We start from the raw sequence: 19,100 nt of genomic DNA, 5'->3' as shown, positions 1-19,100 counted from the left end.
TGACAAATCATCCGGAAGAAAATGTGACAGATAGGATAGCTGCTACTTTGCCGTCACCTCGAGAGTGCCGAAGGGGCCGGAGAACTCGACGCGCCACTCGCCAGCCGTGAACGCGGGCGGCACGAACACGGTGCCCACGGAGACGTGCATGCCCTTCGTGAACCTCTTGCCCTGGCTCTCCAGCTTGCCGACCAGCCACTTCAGCGAGTTGACCGGGTTGCCGAGCACCTCGCTCGAGTCGCCCTCCTTGACGAACTCACCGTCGTGGTAGGCCTTGGCGTGCACCTTGGCCATGCCGTCCACCGTGAGCTCGGCGCCATCGACCGGCGTACCGTAGAGCACGTAGCCGCCCACCGCGCAGTCGCTCATCACGAGGTACTTGGAGAGCGTGGGGAACCAGGCCTTGAAGCGGGCGTCGGGAACCTCCATGTCGCCGGCTACGGTGCAGTTGTGCAGTAGCTCGTCAAGCGACATGTCGGCCAAGAGATCCTTCTTGGCCGTGAAGCAGAACTCGACCTCTACCAGCGGCTCGTTGAGGTGGCGTAGGTCGAGCGTGCAAGGCGTGGGCACAAAGCGCTCGGCCACTTGCGCGCCATAGAGCGGGCTGTCGGAGTCGAACATCTTCTGGGTCTCCTCGCTCGTGAGCGAGACCTTGTAGCCGGCGACCGGCCCCATCTTCTTGGCCATCACGGCGTCCTGCACGGCATAGGCGGTGTCGTCGTCGGTCACGACGCCCTCCCAGTCGGACATGGTGAGCGGCTCGTTGGGCTGGCCGTAGAAGTTGCGACGATAGGCCTGGTAGAGGGCCTCGACCAGCTCCTCCTGACGCTCGTTGAGCTTGACGGCGGGCTTGGTGGCAGAGCAGCTGCAGCAGCAGGAATCGTTCTCGGACATGATGTCTCTCCTCTCGCGGTGCGGGGCCGCGTTGCGATTGTCTGGTGGCCGGCGGCGATGCGCTCGCCGGGTCCTTCGGTGGTTCCCGTGGGCTCTGCCCAGCGGATTGATGCAATAAAAAAAGACCGGAGCCGTGGAAATTGCTTCCGACGACTCCGGTCTCGAGAGCCGCCCGTGTATCACGGGCTGGCTCGTATGCACCAACCCGCTAGCTAATAATCGCGGCGATAATCTCGATGGCGTTGTTGATGCAGCTCATTGCGTTTCTCCCTCTCGTGGCCGAACCGTCTGCCCGACCTCGTGGTGCCCATCATGATGGACTTGTCTTCTCGGATGTCAAGCTAAAATCTGAGCCGTTACCACATTTGCCCTCGGAGGGCATGCGAGCGTCGCGGGAGGGGCCATGCCGGGAAAGCGCACGGACGTCATCAGCTGGGACGAGTTCTTCATGCGGGTCGCCATCGCGGCGAGCCTGCGCAGCAAGGATCCAAACACGCAGGTGGGAGCCTGCATCGCCGACACAAACCACCGCATCCTCTCGGTTGGCTACAACGGCACGCCCTCCGGCATCAACGACGACGAGTTTCCCTGGGAGACCACGAGCGACCCCCTGCTGGACAAGCACAACTACGTGATCCACGCCGAGGCGAACGCGATCCTCAACTACCGCGGCTCGCTCAAGGACCTCGACCACGCCACCGTCTACGTGACGCTCTTCCCCTGCCACGAGTGCGCCAAGACCCTCGTGCAGGCGGGCATCGGCGAGGTGGTCTACCTCGACGACAAGTACGCGGGGACCGAGGACAACCGCATCTCGAAGAACATCCTCGAGCGCTGCGGCGTGGCGTATCGGCAGGTTCGGCTAGGCGAGCGGTAGGGCTGGCGGGGGGGGGCTTTCTGCGGCAGTGGCTTTTCTGCGGCGGCGGCCTTGGCGGTCCAGACTCCCCTGTGGTGCATCCCTCGCTGCAGCGGCGTTTCTTATTCTGTGGCGCGCCCCTCGTTGCAGCGGCGTTCCATTTTGCAGTGGCGGGCGCGGTGGTTCGGTTCCTCGTCGCGGCAGGCTTCTCCCATCCTCGCGTCGGTAGCCTCCCCCGAGCGGAAAACTGGGCAAATCACCTTGACATATGAGCGCTCGCTCATACAATGGTCGGTAAAACATATGAACGATTGCTCATGTGTTCGACTCTGAATGTAAGGAGCGCCCATGGACGAGGACATCCGAACCGACGACGCGCCCGAGGCCGCTGACGACCAGGTGGCCGACGCCGCCCAGGCCTGCGCCACACAGCGCACGCCCATCCCCGTCGGCGAGGCGCCCGACTGCATCCCCGACGAGGAGCTCCTCTACGACCTCGCCGACCTATTCAAGGTCTTCTCGGACACCACGCGCATCAAGATCCTATTCACCCTCATGGGCCGCGACCTCTGCGTGGCCGACATCGCCGACGAGACCGGCACCACGCAAAGCGCCGTGTCGCACCAGCTCAGAACCCTCAAGCAGGCGCACCTCGTGAAGTTCGAGCGAGACGGGCGCAACATCGTCTACTCCCTCGCCGACGACCACGTCTACACGATGCTCAATCAAGGTCTTAACCATATATGCGAGTGACGCAAGCGCCGCCCAACCAGTCAACAAGCGAGGCTGCGGCCTCTGAGAGAAAGGCACCGCGATGAAGAAGTCCTTCAAGCTCGACGAGATCGACTGCGCCAACTGCGCCCGCGAGCTCCAGGAGAAGCTCGCCAAGCTCGACGGCGTGCAGAACGTGTCGGTGAACTTCATGACGCAGAAGCTCACGCTTGAGGCGGCGGACGAGGACTTCGACGAGGTGCTCGACCGCGTCGTCGACTTCACCGCCGACGAGGAGCCGGACTGCGAGATCATTCGCTAAGGCGCCAGCCGGATGTGTGGCTAAGCTCGCGTCCTCGCCCGCTAGGCTTCGCGGCTTCGACGCGCCCGCCGCTGCGGAATGCGAACAAAGCCACACATCCGGCTGACAGTTGATCGGCCTCTCGACCTGGCGTCGACGGTGTAGTCGGCGCACGGTCTGGGAGCAGAGCCCCCGTGGTTGAGGGAAGGCCTTCTTTGTTGGAAGCCTCCCAAACCAGCGGGGCATTGTTAGGGACAATATGTGAGCGAATGCTCATGTGTTCATGGTTTTGGGAGCGGCGCGCATGTGGCCGCCCAGGCAACAAAGGAGTGATCGACATGGCAGACAGCAAGGCCAAGCCGAAGAAGAAGCGGCGCCACAAGAAGGAGTCGCAGCAGCACAAGCTGCACCGCATCATCCTCGCCCTCGCCATCTTCTTCGTGGTGATGGCGCTCGACGAGTTCGGCGCGCTCAAGGCCGCGTTCGGCGAGCCGGGCGACGTCTACGCCAGCTTCGTGCTGTTCCTCGCGCCGTTCCTCATCGCCGGCCACGACGTGCTGCAGCGGGCCGCTCACAACATCGGCCGCGGCGATGTCTTCGACGAGAACTTCCTCATGGCCGTGGCCACGCTGGGCGCCTTCGCCATGGTCTTCTTCCCCGACACCGACCCGCACATGGCCGAGGGCGCGGCCGTCATGCTCTTCTACCAGGTAGGCGAGCTGTTCCAGGCCTACGCCGTGGGCAAGAGCAGGAAGTCTATCGCCGCCATGATGGACATCGCGCCCGACTACGCCAACGTCGAGGGCGCGGACGGCGAGCTCGAGCAGGTCGACCCCGGCGACGTGGCCGTGGGCACCACGATCGTGGTCAAGCCGGGCGAGCGCGTGCCCATCGACGGTGTCATCACCGAGGGCTCCACGCAGCTCGACACCGCGGCGCTTACCGGCGAGTCGGTCCCGCGCCACGTGGAGGTGGGCGCCGACGTCATCTCGGGCTGCATCAACATGACCGGACTCATCAAGGTTCGTACCACCAAGCCGTTCGGCGAGTCGACCGTGAGCCGCATTCTCGAGCTCGTCGAGAACGCAAGCGAGAAGAAGGCCCGCACCGAGAACTTCATCACGCGCTTCGCCAAGCTCTACACGCCCGCCGTCACCGGTTCCGCCGTGCTGCTGGCCGTGGTGCCGCCGCTGCTCGGCATGGGCGCCTGGAGCGACTGGATCCTGCGCGGCCTCACCTTCCTCGTCGTAAGCTGCCCGTGCGCGCTCGTCATCAGCGTGCCCCTCTCCTTCTTTGGCGGCATCGGCGGCGCGAGCCGGCTCGGCGTGCTCGTGAAGGGCTCAAACTACCTCGAGGCCCTCTCCGAGGTGGACACCGTGGTGTTCGACAAGACCGGCACGCTCACCAACGGCACCTTCAACGTGGTGGCCATCCACCCCGAGGAGGGCATCGACCCAGACTACGTGCTCTCCAACGCCGCGTACGCCGAGGCCTTCTCCGACCACCCCATCGCGCTGTCGGTGAAGTCGGCCTTCTCCGGCGAAATCGACCGCCAACGCATCGCCGACGTGCAGGAGGAGAGCGGCCACGGCGTAGTGGCGCATGTGGACGAGCACGTGGTGCTGGTGGGCAACGACAAGCTCATGGCCGGCCACGGCGAGCGCTGGCATGACTGCGACCTCACGGGCACGATCCTGCACGTGAGCGTGGATGACCGCTACGTGGGCCACATCGTAATCGCAGACGTTGTGAAGGACGACGCCGAGCAGACCATCCGCGACCTGCACGCCTGCGGCGTCAAGAAGACCGTGATGCTCACCGGCGACCGCGAGGAGGTCGCGGCAGCGGTGGCCAAGAAGCTGGGCATCGACGAGTACCACGCGCAGCTGCTGCCGGGCGACAAGGTGGAGCGCGTCGAGCAGCTGCTGGCCGCCGAGGGCCCGCGCGAGAAACTGGCCTTCGTTGGCGACGGCATCAACGACGCGCCGGTGCTGACCCGCGCCGACGTGGGCATCGCGATGGGTGCCATGGGCTCCGACGCCGCGATCGAGGCGGCCGACATCGTGCTCATGGACGACAAGCCGTCCAACATCGCCAAGGCGATCAACGTGGCGCGCAAGACGATGGGCATCGTGTGGCAGAACATCGTGTTCGCGCTGGGCGTGAAGATGATCATCCTGGTGCTGGCGGCGCTGGGCATCGCCAACATGTGGCTGGCCGTGTTTGGTGACGTGGGCGTGGCCATCATCGCCATCCTGAACGCCATGCGCGCGATGAACGCGAAGGGCGCGTAACCGGTCGGGCTCGGACGGCTGACGCCCGACACAGGCCGTCAACCGGGATTACTTTTCGAATCGGTCTCGCCGGGCATGCGTCGTCTCTGCGTTGGCCCCCCTGAGAGTCAGAAGGTTGGGTCGTTTCATGCGACTTTCTGACTCTCAGGGGGCCAACGTGTTTGCGGCTCGGGGGATGACGGTTGCCCTGGGGAGGGGGCGGGCCGGTGGAGATCTATGCGCTGGAAAAAAGGGTGCCCCCGTCGCGTGGGGGCGCGGCGGGGGCGAAAGGAAGGAAGGTACTTAGGTGATACCCCCTCGACCTGCCCGCACACGGCAGAAATGCCGCTTCACCTCGCCTTCATTGCTCCATCACCGCGCCTTCACAGCGCCGCCACGTCACCGTCACATTGCATAACGGGAGATGTATGGCAGGCATCTCTCGGCGTGATGTGGCGCATGGAGAGGGGGCGGGACGCGACTCTGCGCGCGAGATGGGCACAAAGTTCACAGGGACTTGGCGGGCGTCTCCAAGCACGAGAAGATACGGCGGCGGTAGGTATTTCTCGGCACGAGAAGGCACACGCGAGGCAAAACGAGACAAAAAAAGACGCCCCGTGGCTGAGAAATCGCCACGAGGCGGCGTCCGCCTGGCACCAAGGCCCGGTGCCCCACGTCAGCGAACCTACAGCTTGATCGGCGTCGCGGTCTCGGCGAGCACCTCGTTGAGCTCCTCGACGTTCTTGCGGCCCTGGCCCTCAAGCCACGCGCGGGCCTCCCGCTCGCCGCCCTGCGCAAACGCGGCAACGCCGTCGGCCCAGGTAGCGCGGCCGCACAGCACGCCATTGAACGTGGAGCCGGCGTGCTTGGCAAAGCGCAGCGTCTTGCGGAAGAGTTCGGCCGACACGCCCGCCGACAGGAAGATGAACGGCAGGTTGGCGGCCTCGGCCTGCTCCTTGAAGTAGCCCGCGGCCTCGTCGGCGGAGTAGACGGGCGCCATACCCTCGCCCGTGAAGCCCTCCACGAACGCCATGTTCACCGGCACCTCGAGCTTGAGCACGTCGACGCCGTAGCGCGGTTTGCTGAACTCGCGCGTGGCCTCGAGCACCTTGCCCGGCTTCATCTTCATGGCGCCACGCTGGTCGATGGCGAGGGCCGCGACGACCCCGTCAGCGTTCATGGTGCGCAGCAGGCGCGTGCGCTTTGCGGTCGAGAGCTCGTAGGGAAAGTCCAGGGGTGCTCCCTTCCGCTGGGGAGCGGCGGGTGCGGCCGGTCTGCCGCGGCACGCAACCGGCCAGTGTGTGGCGTGGTCGGACTGTCGCCCCTAATTCCTTGTGACACGTAGGGATTACCACCGTTTTGGCGGAGTTTCAATCATGGCTAACATTTTTTCGGAGGGTCGGGCGGTGGTAGGCGTTTTCGCGGCGAGTGGGCGGCGGTATGCGTTTTCGTAGATACCGCGGCTGGCGATAATGTGTCAAATCATCCGGAAGGAAAGGTGACAGGGGGAGTTACCAGGTGAAGCGGACGCCGCCGGTGCGGACGATGCGCACGGGCGACTCCCGCGCGATGTAGCGGGCGAGCAGCTCGGGAACATCGGCCTCGGAGTACTGACGCACCACCCTGCAGTCTGCCAGCACGTCGTAGCCGCCGGTGCCGCTCGCACGGTAGTCGTTGCAGACGAGCTCCAGCTCGTCGGGCACGGGCGAGCCGTCGGCCATCCGCATAGAGACCACACGCTCCCCCACCGGCCGCGTGAGGTTGCCCTCCCAACGAATGCCTGCGTAGAGGTCGTAGTTGTAGTGCTCGACCTTGGGCTCGGAGAACGAGGCCGAGACACGTGGGCTCCCGTCCGGTCCCAGCTCGAGGTAGCTCGCGCACCGCTCGAGTGTGGCGCGCAGCACGTCGGGCGTCACGGCAAGCACCACGAGCGTGTTCGCAAACTGGTAGGCTGAGCAGATCCCGCGCCGGGTCACGGGCGAGGCCAGCCCCACCGCCTCGTTGCCCAGGCCCGTACAGGAGACGTCGGCCCCCGTAAGCGCAAGCTGCATCTGGTTGATGAGGCCAGCGAGGCGACTGCCGTGAAGCGCCACGTCGAGCTTGCCCTCCTCGGCAGCGTCGATGGGCCGGTCGAGCTCGCCCGCGCGCTCGTCGAGCCAGGCGTCCGTCTCGCGCTCGAGCGGCGCGAGCTCGCGGGCCAGCCGCGCGTCCGTGACGTCGCCCACCGGCTCGAGGCGCGAGCCCACCCGCACGTGCCCGTTCGCGTCGACGGCACCCGAGAGCGAGACGTAGCGCGCGGCGTTTGCCGGCGGCTGCACGCACCAGGTGCCTGCGATGCCCACGCCCTCGACGGCCATGTGCTGGTGCCCCGTGAGCAGGATGTCAAAGTCGCACGCGCGCGCGATCTGGCAGGCCTGGTTCTCGGCCGTGCGGGAGAGCACGCGGCCCGTCGTGAGGTCCTCCTCGAAGCCGCCGTGGTAGACGCAGATGCTCACGTCGCAGTTGCCGCGTAGGTCGGTGGCCGTGCGCTCGAGCGCGGGCAGCACCTCGCCCACCGTGAGCGGACCCAGGTGCTCGGCACGCTCCCACACGTTCACGTAGCTCGTTACGGCGCCGGTGATGCCCAGCCTAAGGCCGTTTCCCAACGTCACGACCACGAACGGCAGGATGGGCACGCAGCCCGTGGCGTCGGTCACGTTGGCGCACACGCAGGTGGCACCCATCGCGCGCACGTAGTCGGCGAGCGCCTCGTAGCCAAAGTTGAAGTCGTGGTTGCCGAGGGTGAAGGCGTTCAGGCCCAGCTCGTTGAAGGCGCAGGCGACGGGGTTGGTCTCGGGCGGCACCGTCCCCGCCGCGCGCCCCGCGAGCCAGCGCGAGATGAGCGGCGTGCCCTGGAGCGAGTCGCCGCCGTCGAGCACGAGGTCACCCGCGGCAAGCCGCGCCTCGCGGCCATGCGTGCCCAGACGGGTGCACAGGTTGGCGAGGCCCGCGTCGACGTGCTCGCCCGTGGCGTAGCTCACCGGCAGCACGTGGCCGTGCGTGTCAGACGTGAAGGCGATGCGGAACGTGCGCTCGCCAGCCGCCGCGGCGTGGCCGGCGACAGCGCCGCGCTCCGCAGGAGCGGCAGCCACGGGGCGCCCGCCCTCGCCGGCGCCAGCGCCCCGCTCGGCACCAGCCGCCACCGTGCGATCGCGACTCTCCCCCATCGTTCTCACTCCCCCCGCGCGAGGCGCACGCGGATGCGCGTGGAGATGAACTCCACGATGAGGATGAGCACCACAAGCCCCACGAGGATCGAGCCGGCCTGGTTCCAGCGGTAGCTGTTCATCGCAAAGATGAGCGGCGCTCCGATGCCGCCGGCGCCCACGAGGCCCAGGATCGTGGCGTCGCGCAGGTTCATGTCGAAGCGATAGATGGCCGTGGACACGAAGCTGGCCATGAGCTGCGGAATCACGCCAAAGCGGATCTTTCGCCACGTGGTGCAGCCCTCGGCGTCAAGCGACTCGAGGATGCGCACGTCGAGGTCCTCGATGGACTCGATGTACATCTTGCACACCATGCCCACCGAACACAGCGACATCGTGAGCAGGCCCGCGAAGGCGCCCGGCCCCGTCACGCGCACGAACATGAGGCCATAGACGAATGGCGGCACCGTGCGCACGGCCATGATGACCAGCCGCGCAACGAACGACACGACCTTGCCCGTGAGGTTCTGCGACGCCAGGAACGCGAGTGGGATGGAGATGATGGCACCCACGACCGTGCCGAGAAACGCGATGCAGATGGTCTCGAGCAGCGCGTAGGGCACGCCGGTGGTGCCAAAGTTGAGGAGCAAAGACGTGTCCGGGTGCACGATGCCGCCCAGGATGTTGAGCGCGATCTGGCCGCCGTTGGTGCCCGTGCCACTCGCCTCGGTGGCGCCGGCGCCACTCCACACGAGCAGCCCCACGACCACCACGGCGATGGCGAGGTTGTACATCCAGGACTTGGGACGCTCCTCGAAGGCCTTGCGAATCCTCTCGTCGAGGGAGTCCCCGGTATGCGCCGCCGCCCCCGTGGGCGCGGCGCCGCCGTCATGCCTGTCCATGCGAATCCCCCCTACGCGAGGTGCCGACGCGCGGCACGGCTCACGGTCTCGATGACGAGCACGGTCACGAACAGCGCCACGAGCACCATGCCCACCTGTGGGAACATGCGCCAGCCGATCTTCTCGTTGAGCACGAGGCCCAGGCCGCCTGCGCCCACGTAGCCGAGGATCGACGCGTAGCGCACATTGCCCTCGAAGCAGAAGAGGCAGTTGGAGAGGTACCCCGGCAGCACCTGTGGCACGATGGCGGCCGTGAAGGCCCGCACGCGCGTGGCGCCCATGGCCTGCATGGCCTCGAACGCGCCCATGTCCACCGTCTCGATCTCCTCGTAGAGGACCTTGCCCACGTAGGCAAAGGTGAAGATGGCGATGGCCGTGGTGCCGGCCAGCGTGCCCAGGCCAAAGATGTAGGTGGCGATGAGCGCCGTGACGATGGTGGGCAGTGTGCGGATCACCGAGAGCAGAAAGCGCATGACAACCACGAGCGCGCGGCTGGGCACGATGTTGGTCGAGGCGGCCATGGCGAAGGGCACCACGAGTACCGAGCCCGCCACGGAGCCCAGAAGCGACATCTTGATGGTGTCGAAGAGCGGCTGCCAGACGTCGGGCATGTAGCTCCAGTCGGGCGGGAACATCTGGCCCAGGATGGTGAAGAACTCCCCGCCGCGCCGCGCGAGCGTGGCGAAGTTGAAGCCCGTGATGCGCACCGAGAGCGCCCCCAGCGCCACGAGCGCCACGATGGCGAGCGGCACGCGGCTCCGCCTGCGCGTCACCACCGAGCCGTTGGGAAGGGTTATGACCTCGGGCTTGAACACACGGTCGAAGGCCGTAATCCTGAGGCCGCCCGAGACCGCGTCCGGCGAGCTCGCGCCGGCGTCGCGCCTGCTCATGCCTCCTCCTTCTTGCCGTAGATAGCGTCGAGCACGTCCTGCGTCACCTGGTCGCTCGGTCCGTCGTAGACCACCTCGCCCGCGCGCACGCCCAACACGTGGTCGCAATACTCGAGCGCAAGGTCGACGTGGTGGATGTTGATGAGCACCGTGATGCTCATCTCCTGGTTGATGCGGCGGAAGTCGTCCATGACCTGGCGGGCCGTGACCGGGTCGAGCGAGGCCACGGGCTCGTCGGCCAGAATGATCTGCGGGCTCACCGTGAGGGTGCGCGCCAGGGCCACGCGCTGCTGCTGGCCGCCCGAGAGCTGGTCGCAGCGCACGTAGGCCTTGTCGAGGATGCCCACCTTGTCGAGCGACTCGAGCGCCGCCATGCGCTCCTGCTTGGTGAAGACGCCCAGGAGCGCCCGCCACCAGGGGATGTCGGGCACGAAGGCCGTGAGGACGTTCCTCAGCACGGTGGTGCGCGTGATGAGGTTGAACGACTGGAAGATCATACCTACCTTGCGGCGGAACCTGCGCAGCGACGCGCCGCGCAGCTCCTCCACCTTGGTGCCGTCGACGACGATGGAGCCCTCGCTCGTGTCGTACAGCTTGTTGATGGTGCGAATGAGCGTGGACTTGCCGGCGCCCGAGCGACCGATGATAGCCACGAAGCTGCCGTCGGGGATGGTGAGGTCGATGTCCTTCAGGGCCTCGAACCCGTTGGGGTACCTCATGTACACGTGGGAGAACTCGATCATGCAAAACCTCCTGCGCGGCGGGATGGGCCGGGGCCGCCGCCACAAACGTAAGGGGCCCGGGTGCGCACTCGCGCCCGGGCCCCACGACGGGAAGGAAAGCTACTTGGTGGAGGCGGAGCCCATCTCCTGCACGAGCTTCTGGGCCCCGCGCTCGGAGTCGTAGTCGGACGGCTTCGCCGGCTTGTAGCCCTTGTGGCTGTAGATGGCGATGACCTTCTTGCCCTCGTCGGTGTTGCCGATGGCGATAAAGGCATCGGAGAGGGCCTTCTTGAAGTCGTCGGTCATGATGGGCGAGTTCTTGGAGACGCTCACCGTGTCGTTGTAGATGGGCTTGGTGACGAACACGACGTTGGTCTCGTCCCAGATGCTGGCGCTGCGGCTGTACTCGCTCTGCCACTTGTCGGCAAAGTCGAGGCGAGCGTCGGCAAAGGTGAGCAGCGCGTCGACCTGGCCGGAGGCGAGACGGGCGAAGGCGCTGCCGTAGGAGTCGGACTGGACGGCATGCGGCAGGTCGGCCACAGTCTTGCCGTCGTAGTTGTCCTTGAGGTACAGAGCCGGGTAGATGTAGCCCGCGGGCGAGGAGGAGCCCATGACGCTCCAGTTGGCGCCCGAGAGGTCGTCCCAGGCGAGTTTATCGCCGGCGTTGATCTTCTTGGCCAGCTCCTGGCCTTTGTCGGACGGGCCGGCGATAGCGAGGGCGCGATAGCTCGTGACCTGCTCGTCGGTGGTCGTCGTGGGCTTGGCGTCGTTCCAGTCCTTGGCGCTGTCGGAGTCGATGGAGAGGCCGTTGCGCGTGGCGGTGAGCAGCACGTCCACGCCGTCGTCATAGAGCACGTAGGTGCCGCCCGGGATGAGGCCCACGTCGACCGTGCCGGCGGAGAGGGACTCGCCCACCGCCTCATAGCTGGTGCCCACCGTGATGTTCACGGTGTTGACGGTGTAGCCCTCCTTGCCCAGCTGGTCGATGAGCATCTGCTTGAGGGGCTCGGTGGCCGTGATGATGTCTTGCGGGTCCTTGGAGGGGACGAAAGCGACGTTGAGCGTGTCGATCATCTTGTCGTCGCCCGTGGTGGCCGCGGTGTCGCCGGACCCGCCGCCACAGGCCGTGAGGCCGAGGGCGGCCGTACAGGCGAGCAGCGCGCTCGACTTGAGGAACATGCGGCGGCTGAGCCCGGCCGTGGCGAAGGTGCTTGGCGTGATGCGATCGGACATGTCTGCCTCTTTCGTGTTGGGAGCGCTCTTGCACGCCCCGGCTTGCGTATCTGTGCACACCAGGTCTGATAGTACGAACGAGGCATAAGGGGACTCCCCCTCTTCTGTAAGGGGACCGTCAAGGCGCAGCCGTATCATTTCCAACCGCATGGTTTGTCTCATTAGCTGCTACGTTGTTTGCCTCGTGGGCGCGGGCCACCGCGCGCACGCGAGTCGCCGGGCGCGCGTAGGCCAGCGCGCTCACGCGGAGCGCCGCGCACACCGGGCCCGAATGCGCGGCGGCTGCCCCGCTCGTGGGGCTTCGCTGGAGATGGGCGGCCCGAACGCCCCCGCACGACCGGCCGCGCGGCCCCAGGCAATAGACTGGAAAGACGTACCAGCCCCTGCCCCCATCGACAGGAGATTCATGGAAGCCGCCTTCCTCGCGTTCATCGACCAGTTCGGCTACCTCGCCGTGGCCGCCCTCATCCTCTTGGAGAACGTCTTTCCGCCCATCCCCAGCGAGCTCATCCTGCCCATGGGCGGGTTTCTCGTCCACCAGACGTCGATGGCGCTGCCGGGCGTCATCATCGCCGCGACGGCAGGCTCGGTCGTGGGTGCCTTCATCCTGTACGGCGTGGGCCGCCTGCTCTCGCGCGAGCGCCTGACCAGCTTCTTCGAGACGCGCCCGATGCGCCTTCTGGGCTTCAAGGGCAACGACGTGTCGAGCGCCATCGGCTGGTTCGACCGCAAGGGACAGGCCACGGTGCTCATCTGCCGCTGCATCCCCGTAGTGCGCAGCCTCATCTCGATCCCGGCGGGCACGGCCAAGATGAACATGGCCAAGTTCGCGCTCTACACGCTCGTGGGCTCGGCCGTGTGGAACAGCGTGCTGTGCAGCCTGGGCTTTGGCGCGGGCAGCGCGTGGCAGACGGTGACGGCCGAGGCGGAGTGGGTCTCGGACATCGTGAAGTACGTGATTCTCGCAATCGTGGTGGTTGCGCTCATGTTTTGGGTGGTCAAGCGCATCATCCCCAACCTGCGCGAGCGCAGGGGGTAGCCGCGACAGGGCCGGGGCCGAGTGGGGCGCTGGCCGAGGGGCCGGGCTAGGAACCCGAGCGAGTCGGAAACTTTAGAAAACGCCGATGGTACCGACTTCCCCAGTTACGGCAGAGAAAACGGCCTCGTAAGTGGGCAAATCGGTACCATCGGCGTTTTCTTCTCGGGTTGCCTCTGTACCGTCGGTTTTTCTCGAGCTGACGTGCCCTCCGCCGCAGGCAAGCGAATGGAACAGGCGGAGGGCACGTCAGCGGAACAGCCGGTGGGCAAGTCGGCAGACGGCGCGTCGCGAGGCCGCGGGCCTACTCCTCCACGCTCACGAGCTCGATCTCGAAGTTGAGGGGCTTGCCGGCGAGCTCGTGGTTGGCGTCGACGACGATCTTGGCCGGCGTCACCCGGGTCACCGTCACGGGGATGGGCTGGCCGTTGGGACCGCGCAGGGCCACCTTGTCGCCCACCTTGAGGCTCTCCATGCCGGGCGCGTTCTCGCGCGGAATCTCGATAACGAGGTCGTCGCGGCGCTCGCCGTAGGCCTCGGCCGGCTCGAGGTGCACGGTCTTCTTCTCGCCGGGCCTCATGTCCTTCACCGCGTTGTCGAAGCCGGCGATCATCTGGCCCGCGCCGCAGGTGAACTCGAGCGGCTCCCCCCGGTCGTAGCTGCTGTCGAACTGCGTGCCGTCGTCGAGCGTGCCGCGGTAGTGCGCCTTGACCTTCTTGCCCTCGTTGGACATGGGTGCTCCTTCTTGTCTCATACTGTCTGATGAGTCGTTGCCCTGCCATGGTAGCAGGGCCTGTCACGCTTTCCTCCGGATGATTCGTCACGCGTCAGCGTCGGCTGCGTCGTCCCCGGCCCCGGGCTTCTCGGCGGGCGTGGCCGAGAACGTCACGGTCGCGGCTTTCTCGCCAGACGTGACGCCCCTCTCGCCGGACGTGCCCTTCCCCGCGTCGGTCGCGACCGCACGCTGCTGGACCAGCTCAGCCTCGCGCGCCTCGGCCCACTCGCCCACCAGGCGCTGCACCGTAGCCACCACCGGCACCGACATCAGCACGCCTGCCAGGCCAAACAGGCTGCCGCCGGCAAACACCGCCACGAGCACCCAGATACTCGAGACGCCCGTGGCCGCGCCCACCACGTTGGGGTACACGAAGTGGCCGTCGACCTCCTGCAGCGCCACGAGGTAGACGAGGAACCAGATGGCCTGCATCGGCTCGACAGAGAACACGATGAGCGCGCCAATCGCACCGGCCATCCACGCACCCACGTACGGGATGAGCGCGCCCACGCCCACGACGAGCCCGACCGTGGCGGCGTAGGGCATGCGCAGCACCGCCATACCGATGGCGCAGAGGCTTCCCAGCACCACGGCCTCGACGCACTGGCCGAAGATGAAGCGCGAGAAGCACTCGTTGGCGACGGACGCCACGTAGGCGGCGATGCGGTATGCGTGCTCCGGGAGCAGGAGCCGGGCCGCGCGGTCGAAGCCGGACACGACGGCCTCCTTGCCCGCGAGCAGGTAGAGGCCAAACACCACGGCGACGATGAAGCCGAGCAGGCCGCTCACGAGCTTGCCGCCCCAGCCAAAGAGCGAGGTGGCGACCGCGCTCACGCCGCCGGAGTCGGCGATGAAGCTCTCGAGCGCGCGCTGCCAGTCGGTGGACGAGCGGGCCACGCCGCGCAGGACCGCCAGGAGGTTGGAGTCGGCCGGGGCGCCGGAGGCCTGGACCGTCTCGCCCGCGACCTCGCTGGCCGAGAGCACGCCGCGCCACAGCGCCGAGATGGCGTCGAAGAGCTCCTCGCGGACGAGCAGGACCACGATCGCTATGACCGCGACAATGCTGGCCACGGAAAGCAGCAGGCAGATGGGCCTGCGCAGGGCCGCGAGCGGGCCGCTCTTGGCGCGCGGGAACCAGATGGCCTCCCAGCGCTCCATGACGAGGTTGAGCACGAAGGCGATGGCCGCGCCGGCGAGCAGCGGGCTCACGATGTCCCACAGGACGCCGAGCGCGCTCGTCACGTAGTTGAAGTGGAAGACGAGCAGCAGGGCCACGGCCGCGCAGGCGCACCACTGGGCAACGAGGCCCGTCGAGGGGTAGAGGTTCGTGCGCTCGCGGCGCTTGGTCATGAACGGGTTGTCCCCGCCGCGCGGGCGACCGTCGCCCGAGCGCCGCCGGCCGGAGCCCTTGCGCTTTGCCCGGGCCTTCTGCGCAGACTTCAGGACCTTCTCCTTTACCTGCGCAACCTGGAGGGAGTGCTTGTCGGACGACGCCGCGTTGCGGGCGGGCTGGGCGTCGCGGTCGTTGGGCCGAGCGACACCGTTTGGCTGGTCACCACGGGCCGGCCGCTCGTCACGCACCGGCTGGCCGTCGCGCGTCGTACCCTGCTGGCCGCTCGGGGCCACATGCTTGTCCTGTACCATGAATCACCTCGAAGGCGCGCCTCGCGACGCGCGAGCGACAATGTTGCTGTCCACTGTACCCAAAGGCCCGGCCCCGCGGGCCCCCTTCCCGCCAGACGCGGGGCAAGTCACACCGAACGCACGCGAGGCATTGGGTACATAATCGGGTAACCCCAGACCGTTAGGTACCTTGCATGTACAACATCCTGCTTTTGGCCGGAATCGTCATCGTCATCTGCGTGCTCTCCAATCGCGTGGCGAGCAAGCTGCCGGTTCCCTCGCTCATCCTGTTCATCTGCCTCGGCATGCTCTTTGGCGCCGACGGACCAGCACACATCCAGTTCCGGGACTACGCCCTCACCGAGTTCGCCTGCTGCGCCGGCCTGCTGTTCATCATGTTCTACGGCGGCTTCAACGCCAACGTGCGCGAGGCGCGGCCGGTGGCGCCGCAGGCCATCCTGCTCTCCACCGCGGGTGTGCTCGTATGCGCCGGCATCGTGGGAGCGTTCTGCCACTTCGTGCTGGGGCTCGACTGGCTCGTGGGCCTGCTCGTGGGCTCGGTCATAGCCTCGACGGACGCCGCGAGCGTGTTCAACGTGCTCCGCGGCGCCAAGCTGTCGCTGCGCGACGGCACCGACTCCCTGCTCGAGATCGAGTCGGGCTCCAACGACCCCATGAGCTACATGCTCACCGTCATCCTGTCGACCCTCATCGTCGGCGCCGACATCAACGTGCCGCTCATGGCGGCCGAGGAGATCGTCATCGGCATCGCGTTTGGCCTCGGCATCGGCAAGCTCGCCGAGATCGCGCTCGAGCGCGTCGACTTTGCCATGGAGCAGGGCGAGACGATCTTCCTCATCGCGGTGGCGCTCGTCTCGTACGCGCTGCCGGGGGTGCTGCACGGCAACGGCTTTCTGGCGGTATACCTCTGCGGTATGTGGCTGGGCAACACCGACATCCCGCACAAGCGCGACATGGCGCTCACATTCGACGTCATCACCGAGGTCTGCCAGATGGCCATCTTCTTCTTGCTCGGCCTGCTCGTGCAGCCGAGCCGCCTGCACCTCGTGGTACTGTCGGCCATCATCGTGTTCGCGTTCCTCACGCTCGTGGCCAGGCCGCTCTCGACGTTTCTCGTGCTGAGGCCGTTTGGCGCGAGCCTCGCCAAGATCGGCATCGCCGCCGGCGCGGGCCTGCGCGGCGCGGCGTCGGTCGTGTTCGCGCTCTATGTGGTGACGTCGGGCGCGCAGACGTGGCTGCCCTTCAACATCTTTGACCTGGTGTTCGTCGTGGTGCTGTTGTCGCTTGTTGTGCAGGGCTCGCTGCTGCCCGCACTCGCGCGCGCCCTCGACATGATCGACGCCAACGCCAACGTCATGCGCACGTTCAACGACTTCCAGGAGGAGAGCGACCTGTCGCTCATCAAGATCAAGGTCGACCCGACGCACCCCTGGATCGGCCGGGCGCTGCGCGACGTGCCGACCCCGCGAGACCTCATCGTGGTGCTCATCCTGCGACACGGCAACGAGCGCGTGGTGCCGGGTGGCGACACCGTCATCGAGGCCGGTGACCTGCTGGTATATGCCGCTCCCACGTTCGAGGCGCGCGACGACTTCACGCTGCGCGAGGTGCACGTGGGCGAGCACCACCGCTGGGCAGGCAAACTCTTGCGCGAGCTGCCGGACACGAGCCGCATCGTCATCGTGATGCTCAAGCGCGGGGACCAGTCGATCATCCCCAACGGGGATACGCGCATCGAGGCGGGGGACCTGGCCTTCATAGCGGGCTCTCCGGCCGTCGGGCCGCAGTACTAGGGTTTGTGGGTCGCCGGGGGCATGGCTGAGTTAGTTCGGCGCTTCCCTCGCTTCGCTCGGTCCAGAAGCCGAACAAACCCAGCCATGCCCCCGGCGCTGACGTCGTTGATGTGGCCCTGCCCGTCACCCCCGCCGCCGCATGTTCCCCGAGCCCCGGGGTACCCTATAGGAGTCACGGAATCGCGCGGTGCGCGGCGGCAAGGGAGGACGCATGTCTCAGGCCCGAAAGCAACTCAAGATCATCAGCTTCATCCAGGTGGTGGTGGCGCTCATAGCGCTGGTCACGGGGGTCATCCTCATCGTCCAGAACACCTCGACGCCCAACTCCCTCGCGGGCTGCGCCGATGTCCTTGCCGCCGTCCTCTCCATCGCGGCCGCGGCGCAGGGCATCAAGGGCGCGAACGTGCCGAGCAGGCTGGGGCCGCACACGATGCTCAACGTCGTGGGCCTCATCTGCGCGCTCATCGCGGCCATCGTCATCCTGGTCACGACGCCGGACGGCGAGCCCATCAACGTGCTCTGGCCGGCATCAGTCGTCGTGGTCGGCGCCTTCTCGGCCGCGTTTGGCTCGCGCGTCCGCAAGGAGCTGGACCGCTAGCGAGAACTGTCAGCGAGACACCGCACTGGATTGGCTGGCACGGATGCGTCCCCGCCGCTGCTCGAGGTCGTCGAGCGGGGCGGGGGCGCTTTTGTGTGTGGAGCGAGCGCGGCGGGACGAGTGCGGGCGGCACAGGGCGCACGGGCGAAGCGCGACAGCATGAGGCCACCCGGCAGGCTACAGCCCAGCGCCGCCCATTCCTGAGCCCACGGGCCCCGCGACCCCGACGCGAATGCACGACATGGACATCCCCTACTTCCGAAGCCTGCGAACGAGCGATATGCTGTGCGCCAGGGTACGGCGGCGTGCGGAGCTGGTGGCAAGCCGAGACGAGACGACATGCCAGGAGCTGCGGCGGCCGGGCTGTGGCGCGACAGAATGCTGTTCGCCATGGTACGCCGAGTTTGCTTCCGGGCGGGAACGCGGGGGGGGGCGCATGAGCTACGAGCTGACAGGCAACGCCAACACCATCTACGTCGACGCGAACACGGCGTCGTCGGGCTTCGCCATCGTGGTGGTGTTCTCGGTCTTCGTGTTTTTGGCCGTCTGGAACGGCTTCGCGCTCTTTCGCCGCTACTTGACGCTGCGCAGCGAGTACCGGGGCTTTGCCATGGACGAGCGGACCAGGCGGAAGGGCGTCTTCGTGGGCGCGTGCATCCTGGGCGCGCTCGTGTGCCTGGGCCTCTACGCCATGAACCCGCAGCACGAGAGCGAGCAGGCGCAGCAGGGGGCCGCGGCGGTCAAGGCGGTGAAGGAGCGCTTTGGCCTCGAGTCGCACTGGGAGTTTGCGCCCTACAACCCCTTCGACGACCAGAACGACCTCATCGGCAACCTCTACATCGACGAGAGCGGAACGACCTACCCCACGCGCGTCACGCAGGCTACCTGGGAGGACGGCGACGGCAAGACACACTCGAGCAGCGAGACCTTCGTCATCGAGGTGCTCACCAACCGCGGGTACATTCCCATCAGCGAGTTTGCCGAGGAACACGGCGGGGGCCGGCGCTACTAGCCGGCCAGGGTACGCGGGGAGCGGACGTCGCCACAGGCCGCGCGGGGAGAGGGCGCGTGCGGCGCATGAGAGACTTGAGGTGCACAACGAGACGGGCATAGCGCGACGTGTCTTTGGAGGCCGCTATGCCGAGCTCGCGCTGAATGATCCCCATCATCCCCTCGACGCCCTGGATGATCTGGGCGGCATCGTTGGCCGCCCCCCCTCTCAGAATTGTCGATGACGTGAAAGGGAATGGAAGCTGCCTCGGAGAGGTCAAGCGTCACGCCCGGCTT

The 19,100-nt window shown here is 66.8% G+C and carries 17 protein-coding genes; 8 read left to right on the top strand and 9 right to left on the bottom strand.

Going from position 1 to position 19,100, the window contains the following annotated elements; genetic code table 11:
- Positions 1–42: 42 nt before the first annotated feature.
- Positions 43–894, bottom strand: a complete 852-nt coding sequence (locus EFAMC1_RS10415) for a 2-keto-4-pentenoate hydratase (RefSeq protein WP_154054203.1) — start codon at positions 892–894, stop codon at positions 43–45.
- 403 nt (positions 895–1,297) lie between these two features.
- Here EFAMC1_RS10415 and EFAMC1_RS10410 point away from each other — a divergent pair, with 403 nt between their 5' ends.
- The 4 genes from EFAMC1_RS10410 to EFAMC1_RS10395 all read left to right on the top strand — a co-directional run bounded on the left by EFAMC1_RS10410 (position 1,298) and on the right by EFAMC1_RS10395 (position 5,056).
- Positions 1,298–1,771: a deoxycytidylate deaminase gene (locus tag EFAMC1_RS10410; protein ID WP_154054202.1), complete on the top strand. Its 474-nt coding sequence runs from the start codon at positions 1,298–1,300 to the stop codon at positions 1,769–1,771.
- Between the two features lie 327 nt (positions 1,772–2,098).
- A complete protein-coding gene (locus EFAMC1_RS10405) occupies positions 2,099–2,503 on the top strand; it encodes an ArsR/SmtB family transcription factor (protein ID WP_154054201.1) in 405 nt (134 codons plus the stop codon).
- Positions 2,504–2,564: 61 nt separating this feature from the next.
- A complete protein-coding gene (locus tag EFAMC1_RS10400) occupies positions 2,565–2,783 on the top strand; it encodes a cation transporter (RefSeq protein WP_154054200.1) in 219 nt (72 codons plus the stop codon).
- Positions 2,784–3,100: 317 nt separating this feature from the next.
- On the top strand, positions 3,101–5,056 hold the full coding sequence (locus EFAMC1_RS10395; RefSeq protein WP_154054199.1) for a heavy metal translocating P-type ATPase: 1,956 nt from the start codon (positions 3,101–3,103) through the stop codon (positions 5,054–5,056).
- A gap of 664 nt (positions 5,057–5,720) precedes the next feature.
- On the opposite strand, the gene EFAMC1_RS10390 is transcribed toward EFAMC1_RS10395, so the two are convergent.
- From EFAMC1_RS10390 to EFAMC1_RS10365, 6 genes are all read right to left on the bottom strand, one after another.
- Positions 5,721–6,215 carry a tagatose 1,6-diphosphate aldolase gene (locus EFAMC1_RS10390; RefSeq protein ID WP_154054198.1) on the bottom strand — a complete coding sequence of 165 codons (495 nt, stop codon included), beginning with the start codon at positions 6,213–6,215 and terminating at the stop codon, positions 5,721–5,723.
- A gap of 331 nt (positions 6,216–6,546) precedes the next feature.
- Positions 6,547–8,241 (bottom strand): bifunctional metallophosphatase/5'-nucleotidase, encoded by a 1,695-nt coding sequence (locus EFAMC1_RS10385; RefSeq protein WP_154054197.1) that lies wholly within the window; start codon positions 8,239–8,241, stop codon positions 6,547–6,549.
- A 5-nt stretch (positions 8,242–8,246) separates the two neighbouring features.
- On the bottom strand, positions 8,247–9,122 hold the full coding sequence (gene phnE / locus EFAMC1_RS10380) for a phosphonate ABC transporter, permease protein PhnE (protein WP_154054196.1): 876 nt from the start codon (positions 9,120–9,122) through the stop codon (positions 8,247–8,249).
- Between the two features lie 11 nt (positions 9,123–9,133).
- Positions 9,134–10,012: a phosphonate ABC transporter, permease protein PhnE gene (gene phnE / locus EFAMC1_RS10375; RefSeq protein WP_222838713.1), complete on the bottom strand. Its 879-nt coding sequence runs from the start codon at positions 10,010–10,012 to the stop codon at positions 9,134–9,136.
- Positions 10,009–10,755, bottom strand: a complete 747-nt coding sequence (gene phnC / locus EFAMC1_RS10370; protein ID WP_154054195.1) for a phosphonate ABC transporter ATP-binding protein — start codon at positions 10,753–10,755, stop codon at positions 10,009–10,011. Before phnC ends, phnE (EFAMC1_RS10375) begins: the two co-directional genes overlap by 4 nt.
- A 99-nt stretch (positions 10,756–10,854) precedes the next feature.
- On the bottom strand, positions 10,855–11,967 hold the full coding sequence (locus EFAMC1_RS10365; protein ID WP_222838712.1) for a phosphate/phosphite/phosphonate ABC transporter substrate-binding protein: 1,113 nt from the start codon (positions 11,965–11,967) through the stop codon (positions 10,855–10,857).
- Between the two features lie 406 nt (positions 11,968–12,373).
- Between EFAMC1_RS10365 and EFAMC1_RS10360 the strand changes: the two genes are divergently transcribed.
- Entirely contained in the window at positions 12,374–13,006 is a 633-nt protein-coding gene (locus EFAMC1_RS10360; protein ID WP_154054194.1) for a DedA family protein, read from the top strand.
- Between the two features lie 301 nt (positions 13,007–13,307).
- Here EFAMC1_RS10360 and EFAMC1_RS10355 read toward each other — a convergent pair whose 3' ends face one another.
- The gene (locus EFAMC1_RS10355) at positions 13,308–13,736 is read right to left on the bottom strand and encodes a peptidylprolyl isomerase (RefSeq protein WP_154054193.1); all 429 of its coding nucleotides are present in this window, start codon (positions 13,734–13,736) and stop codon (positions 13,308–13,310) included.
- A gap of 87 nt (positions 13,737–13,823) precedes the next feature.
- Positions 13,824–15,422 carry an AI-2E family transporter gene (locus EFAMC1_RS10350; protein ID WP_154054192.1) on the bottom strand — a complete coding sequence of 533 codons (1,599 nt, stop codon included), beginning with the start codon at positions 15,420–15,422 and terminating at the stop codon, positions 13,824–13,826.
- Positions 15,423–15,595: 173 nt separating this feature from the next.
- Here EFAMC1_RS10350 and EFAMC1_RS10345 point away from each other — a divergent pair, with 173 nt between their 5' ends.
- The 3 genes from EFAMC1_RS10345 (at position 15,596) to EFAMC1_RS10335 (ending at position 18,825) form a co-directional block, all read left to right on the top strand.
- Positions 15,596–17,215, top strand: a complete 1,620-nt coding sequence (locus tag EFAMC1_RS10345; protein WP_154054191.1) for a potassium/proton antiporter — start codon at positions 15,596–15,598, stop codon at positions 17,213–17,215.
- A gap of 211 nt (positions 17,216–17,426) precedes the next feature.
- On the top strand, positions 17,427–17,813 hold the full coding sequence (locus EFAMC1_RS10340) for a hypothetical protein (RefSeq protein ID WP_154054190.1): 387 nt from the start codon (positions 17,427–17,429) through the stop codon (positions 17,811–17,813).
- 436 nt (positions 17,814–18,249) lie between these two features.
- On the top strand, positions 18,250–18,825 hold the full coding sequence (locus EFAMC1_RS10335; RefSeq protein WP_154054189.1) for a hypothetical protein: 576 nt from the start codon (positions 18,250–18,252) through the stop codon (positions 18,823–18,825).
- Positions 18,826–19,100: the final 275 nt, after the last annotated feature.

This window comes from Olsenella uli (assembly GCF_901212675.1).
Lineage (GTDB): Bacteria > Actinomycetota > Coriobacteriia > Coriobacteriales > Atopobiaceae > Parolsenella > Parolsenella uli_B.
The sequence above is the reverse complement of the archived record's forward strand: the minus strand, read 5'-3'. Positions and strand labels throughout refer to the sequence as shown.

Coding starts and splice junctions, on each gene's coding strand:
- EFAMC1_RS10415 (WP_154054203.1), bottom strand. CDS start 894: ATGTCCGAGAACGATTCCTGCTGCTGCAGCTGCTCTGCCACCAAGCCC.
- EFAMC1_RS10410 (WP_154054202.1), top strand. CDS start 1,298: ATGCCGGGAAAGCGCACGGACGTCATCAGCTGGGACGAGTTCTTCATG.
- EFAMC1_RS10405 (WP_154054201.1), top strand. CDS start 2,099: ATGGACGAGGACATCCGAACCGACGACGCGCCCGAGGCCGCTGACGAC.
- EFAMC1_RS10400 (WP_154054200.1), top strand. CDS start 2,565: ATGAAGAAGTCCTTCAAGCTCGACGAGATCGACTGCGCCAACTGCGCC.
- EFAMC1_RS10395 (WP_154054199.1), top strand. CDS start 3,101: ATGGCAGACAGCAAGGCCAAGCCGAAGAAGAAGCGGCGCCACAAGAAG.
- EFAMC1_RS10390 (WP_154054198.1), bottom strand. CDS start 6,215: ATGAACGCTGACGGGGTCGTCGCGGCCCTCGCCATCGACCAGCGTGGC.
- EFAMC1_RS10385 (WP_154054197.1), bottom strand. CDS start 8,241: ATGGGGGAGAGTCGCGATCGCACGGTGGCGGCTGGTGCCGAGCGGGGC.
- phnE (WP_154054196.1), bottom strand. CDS start 9,122: ATGGACAGGCATGACGGCGGCGCCGCGCCCACGGGGGCGGCGGCGCAT.
- phnE (WP_222838713.1), bottom strand. CDS start 10,012: ATGAGCAGGCGCGACGCCGGCGCGAGCTCGCCGGACGCGGTCTCGGGC.
- phnC (WP_154054195.1), bottom strand. CDS start 10,755: ATGATCGAGTTCTCCCACGTGTACATGAGGTACCCCAACGGGTTCGAG.
- EFAMC1_RS10365 (WP_222838712.1), bottom strand. CDS start 11,967: ATGTCCGATCGCATCACGCCAAGCACCTTCGCCACGGCCGGGCTCAGC.
- EFAMC1_RS10360 (WP_154054194.1), top strand. CDS start 12,374: ATGGAAGCCGCCTTCCTCGCGTTCATCGACCAGTTCGGCTACCTCGCC.
- EFAMC1_RS10355 (WP_154054193.1), bottom strand. CDS start 13,736: ATGTCCAACGAGGGCAAGAAGGTCAAGGCGCACTACCGCGGCACGCTC.
- EFAMC1_RS10350 (WP_154054192.1), bottom strand. CDS start 15,422: ATGGTACAGGACAAGCATGTGGCCCCGAGCGGCCAGCAGGGTACGACG.
- EFAMC1_RS10345 (WP_154054191.1), top strand. CDS start 15,596: ATGTACAACATCCTGCTTTTGGCCGGAATCGTCATCGTCATCTGCGTG.
- EFAMC1_RS10340 (WP_154054190.1), top strand. CDS start 17,427: ATGTCTCAGGCCCGAAAGCAACTCAAGATCATCAGCTTCATCCAGGTG.
- EFAMC1_RS10335 (WP_154054189.1), top strand. CDS start 18,250: ATGAGCTACGAGCTGACAGGCAACGCCAACACCATCTACGTCGACGCG.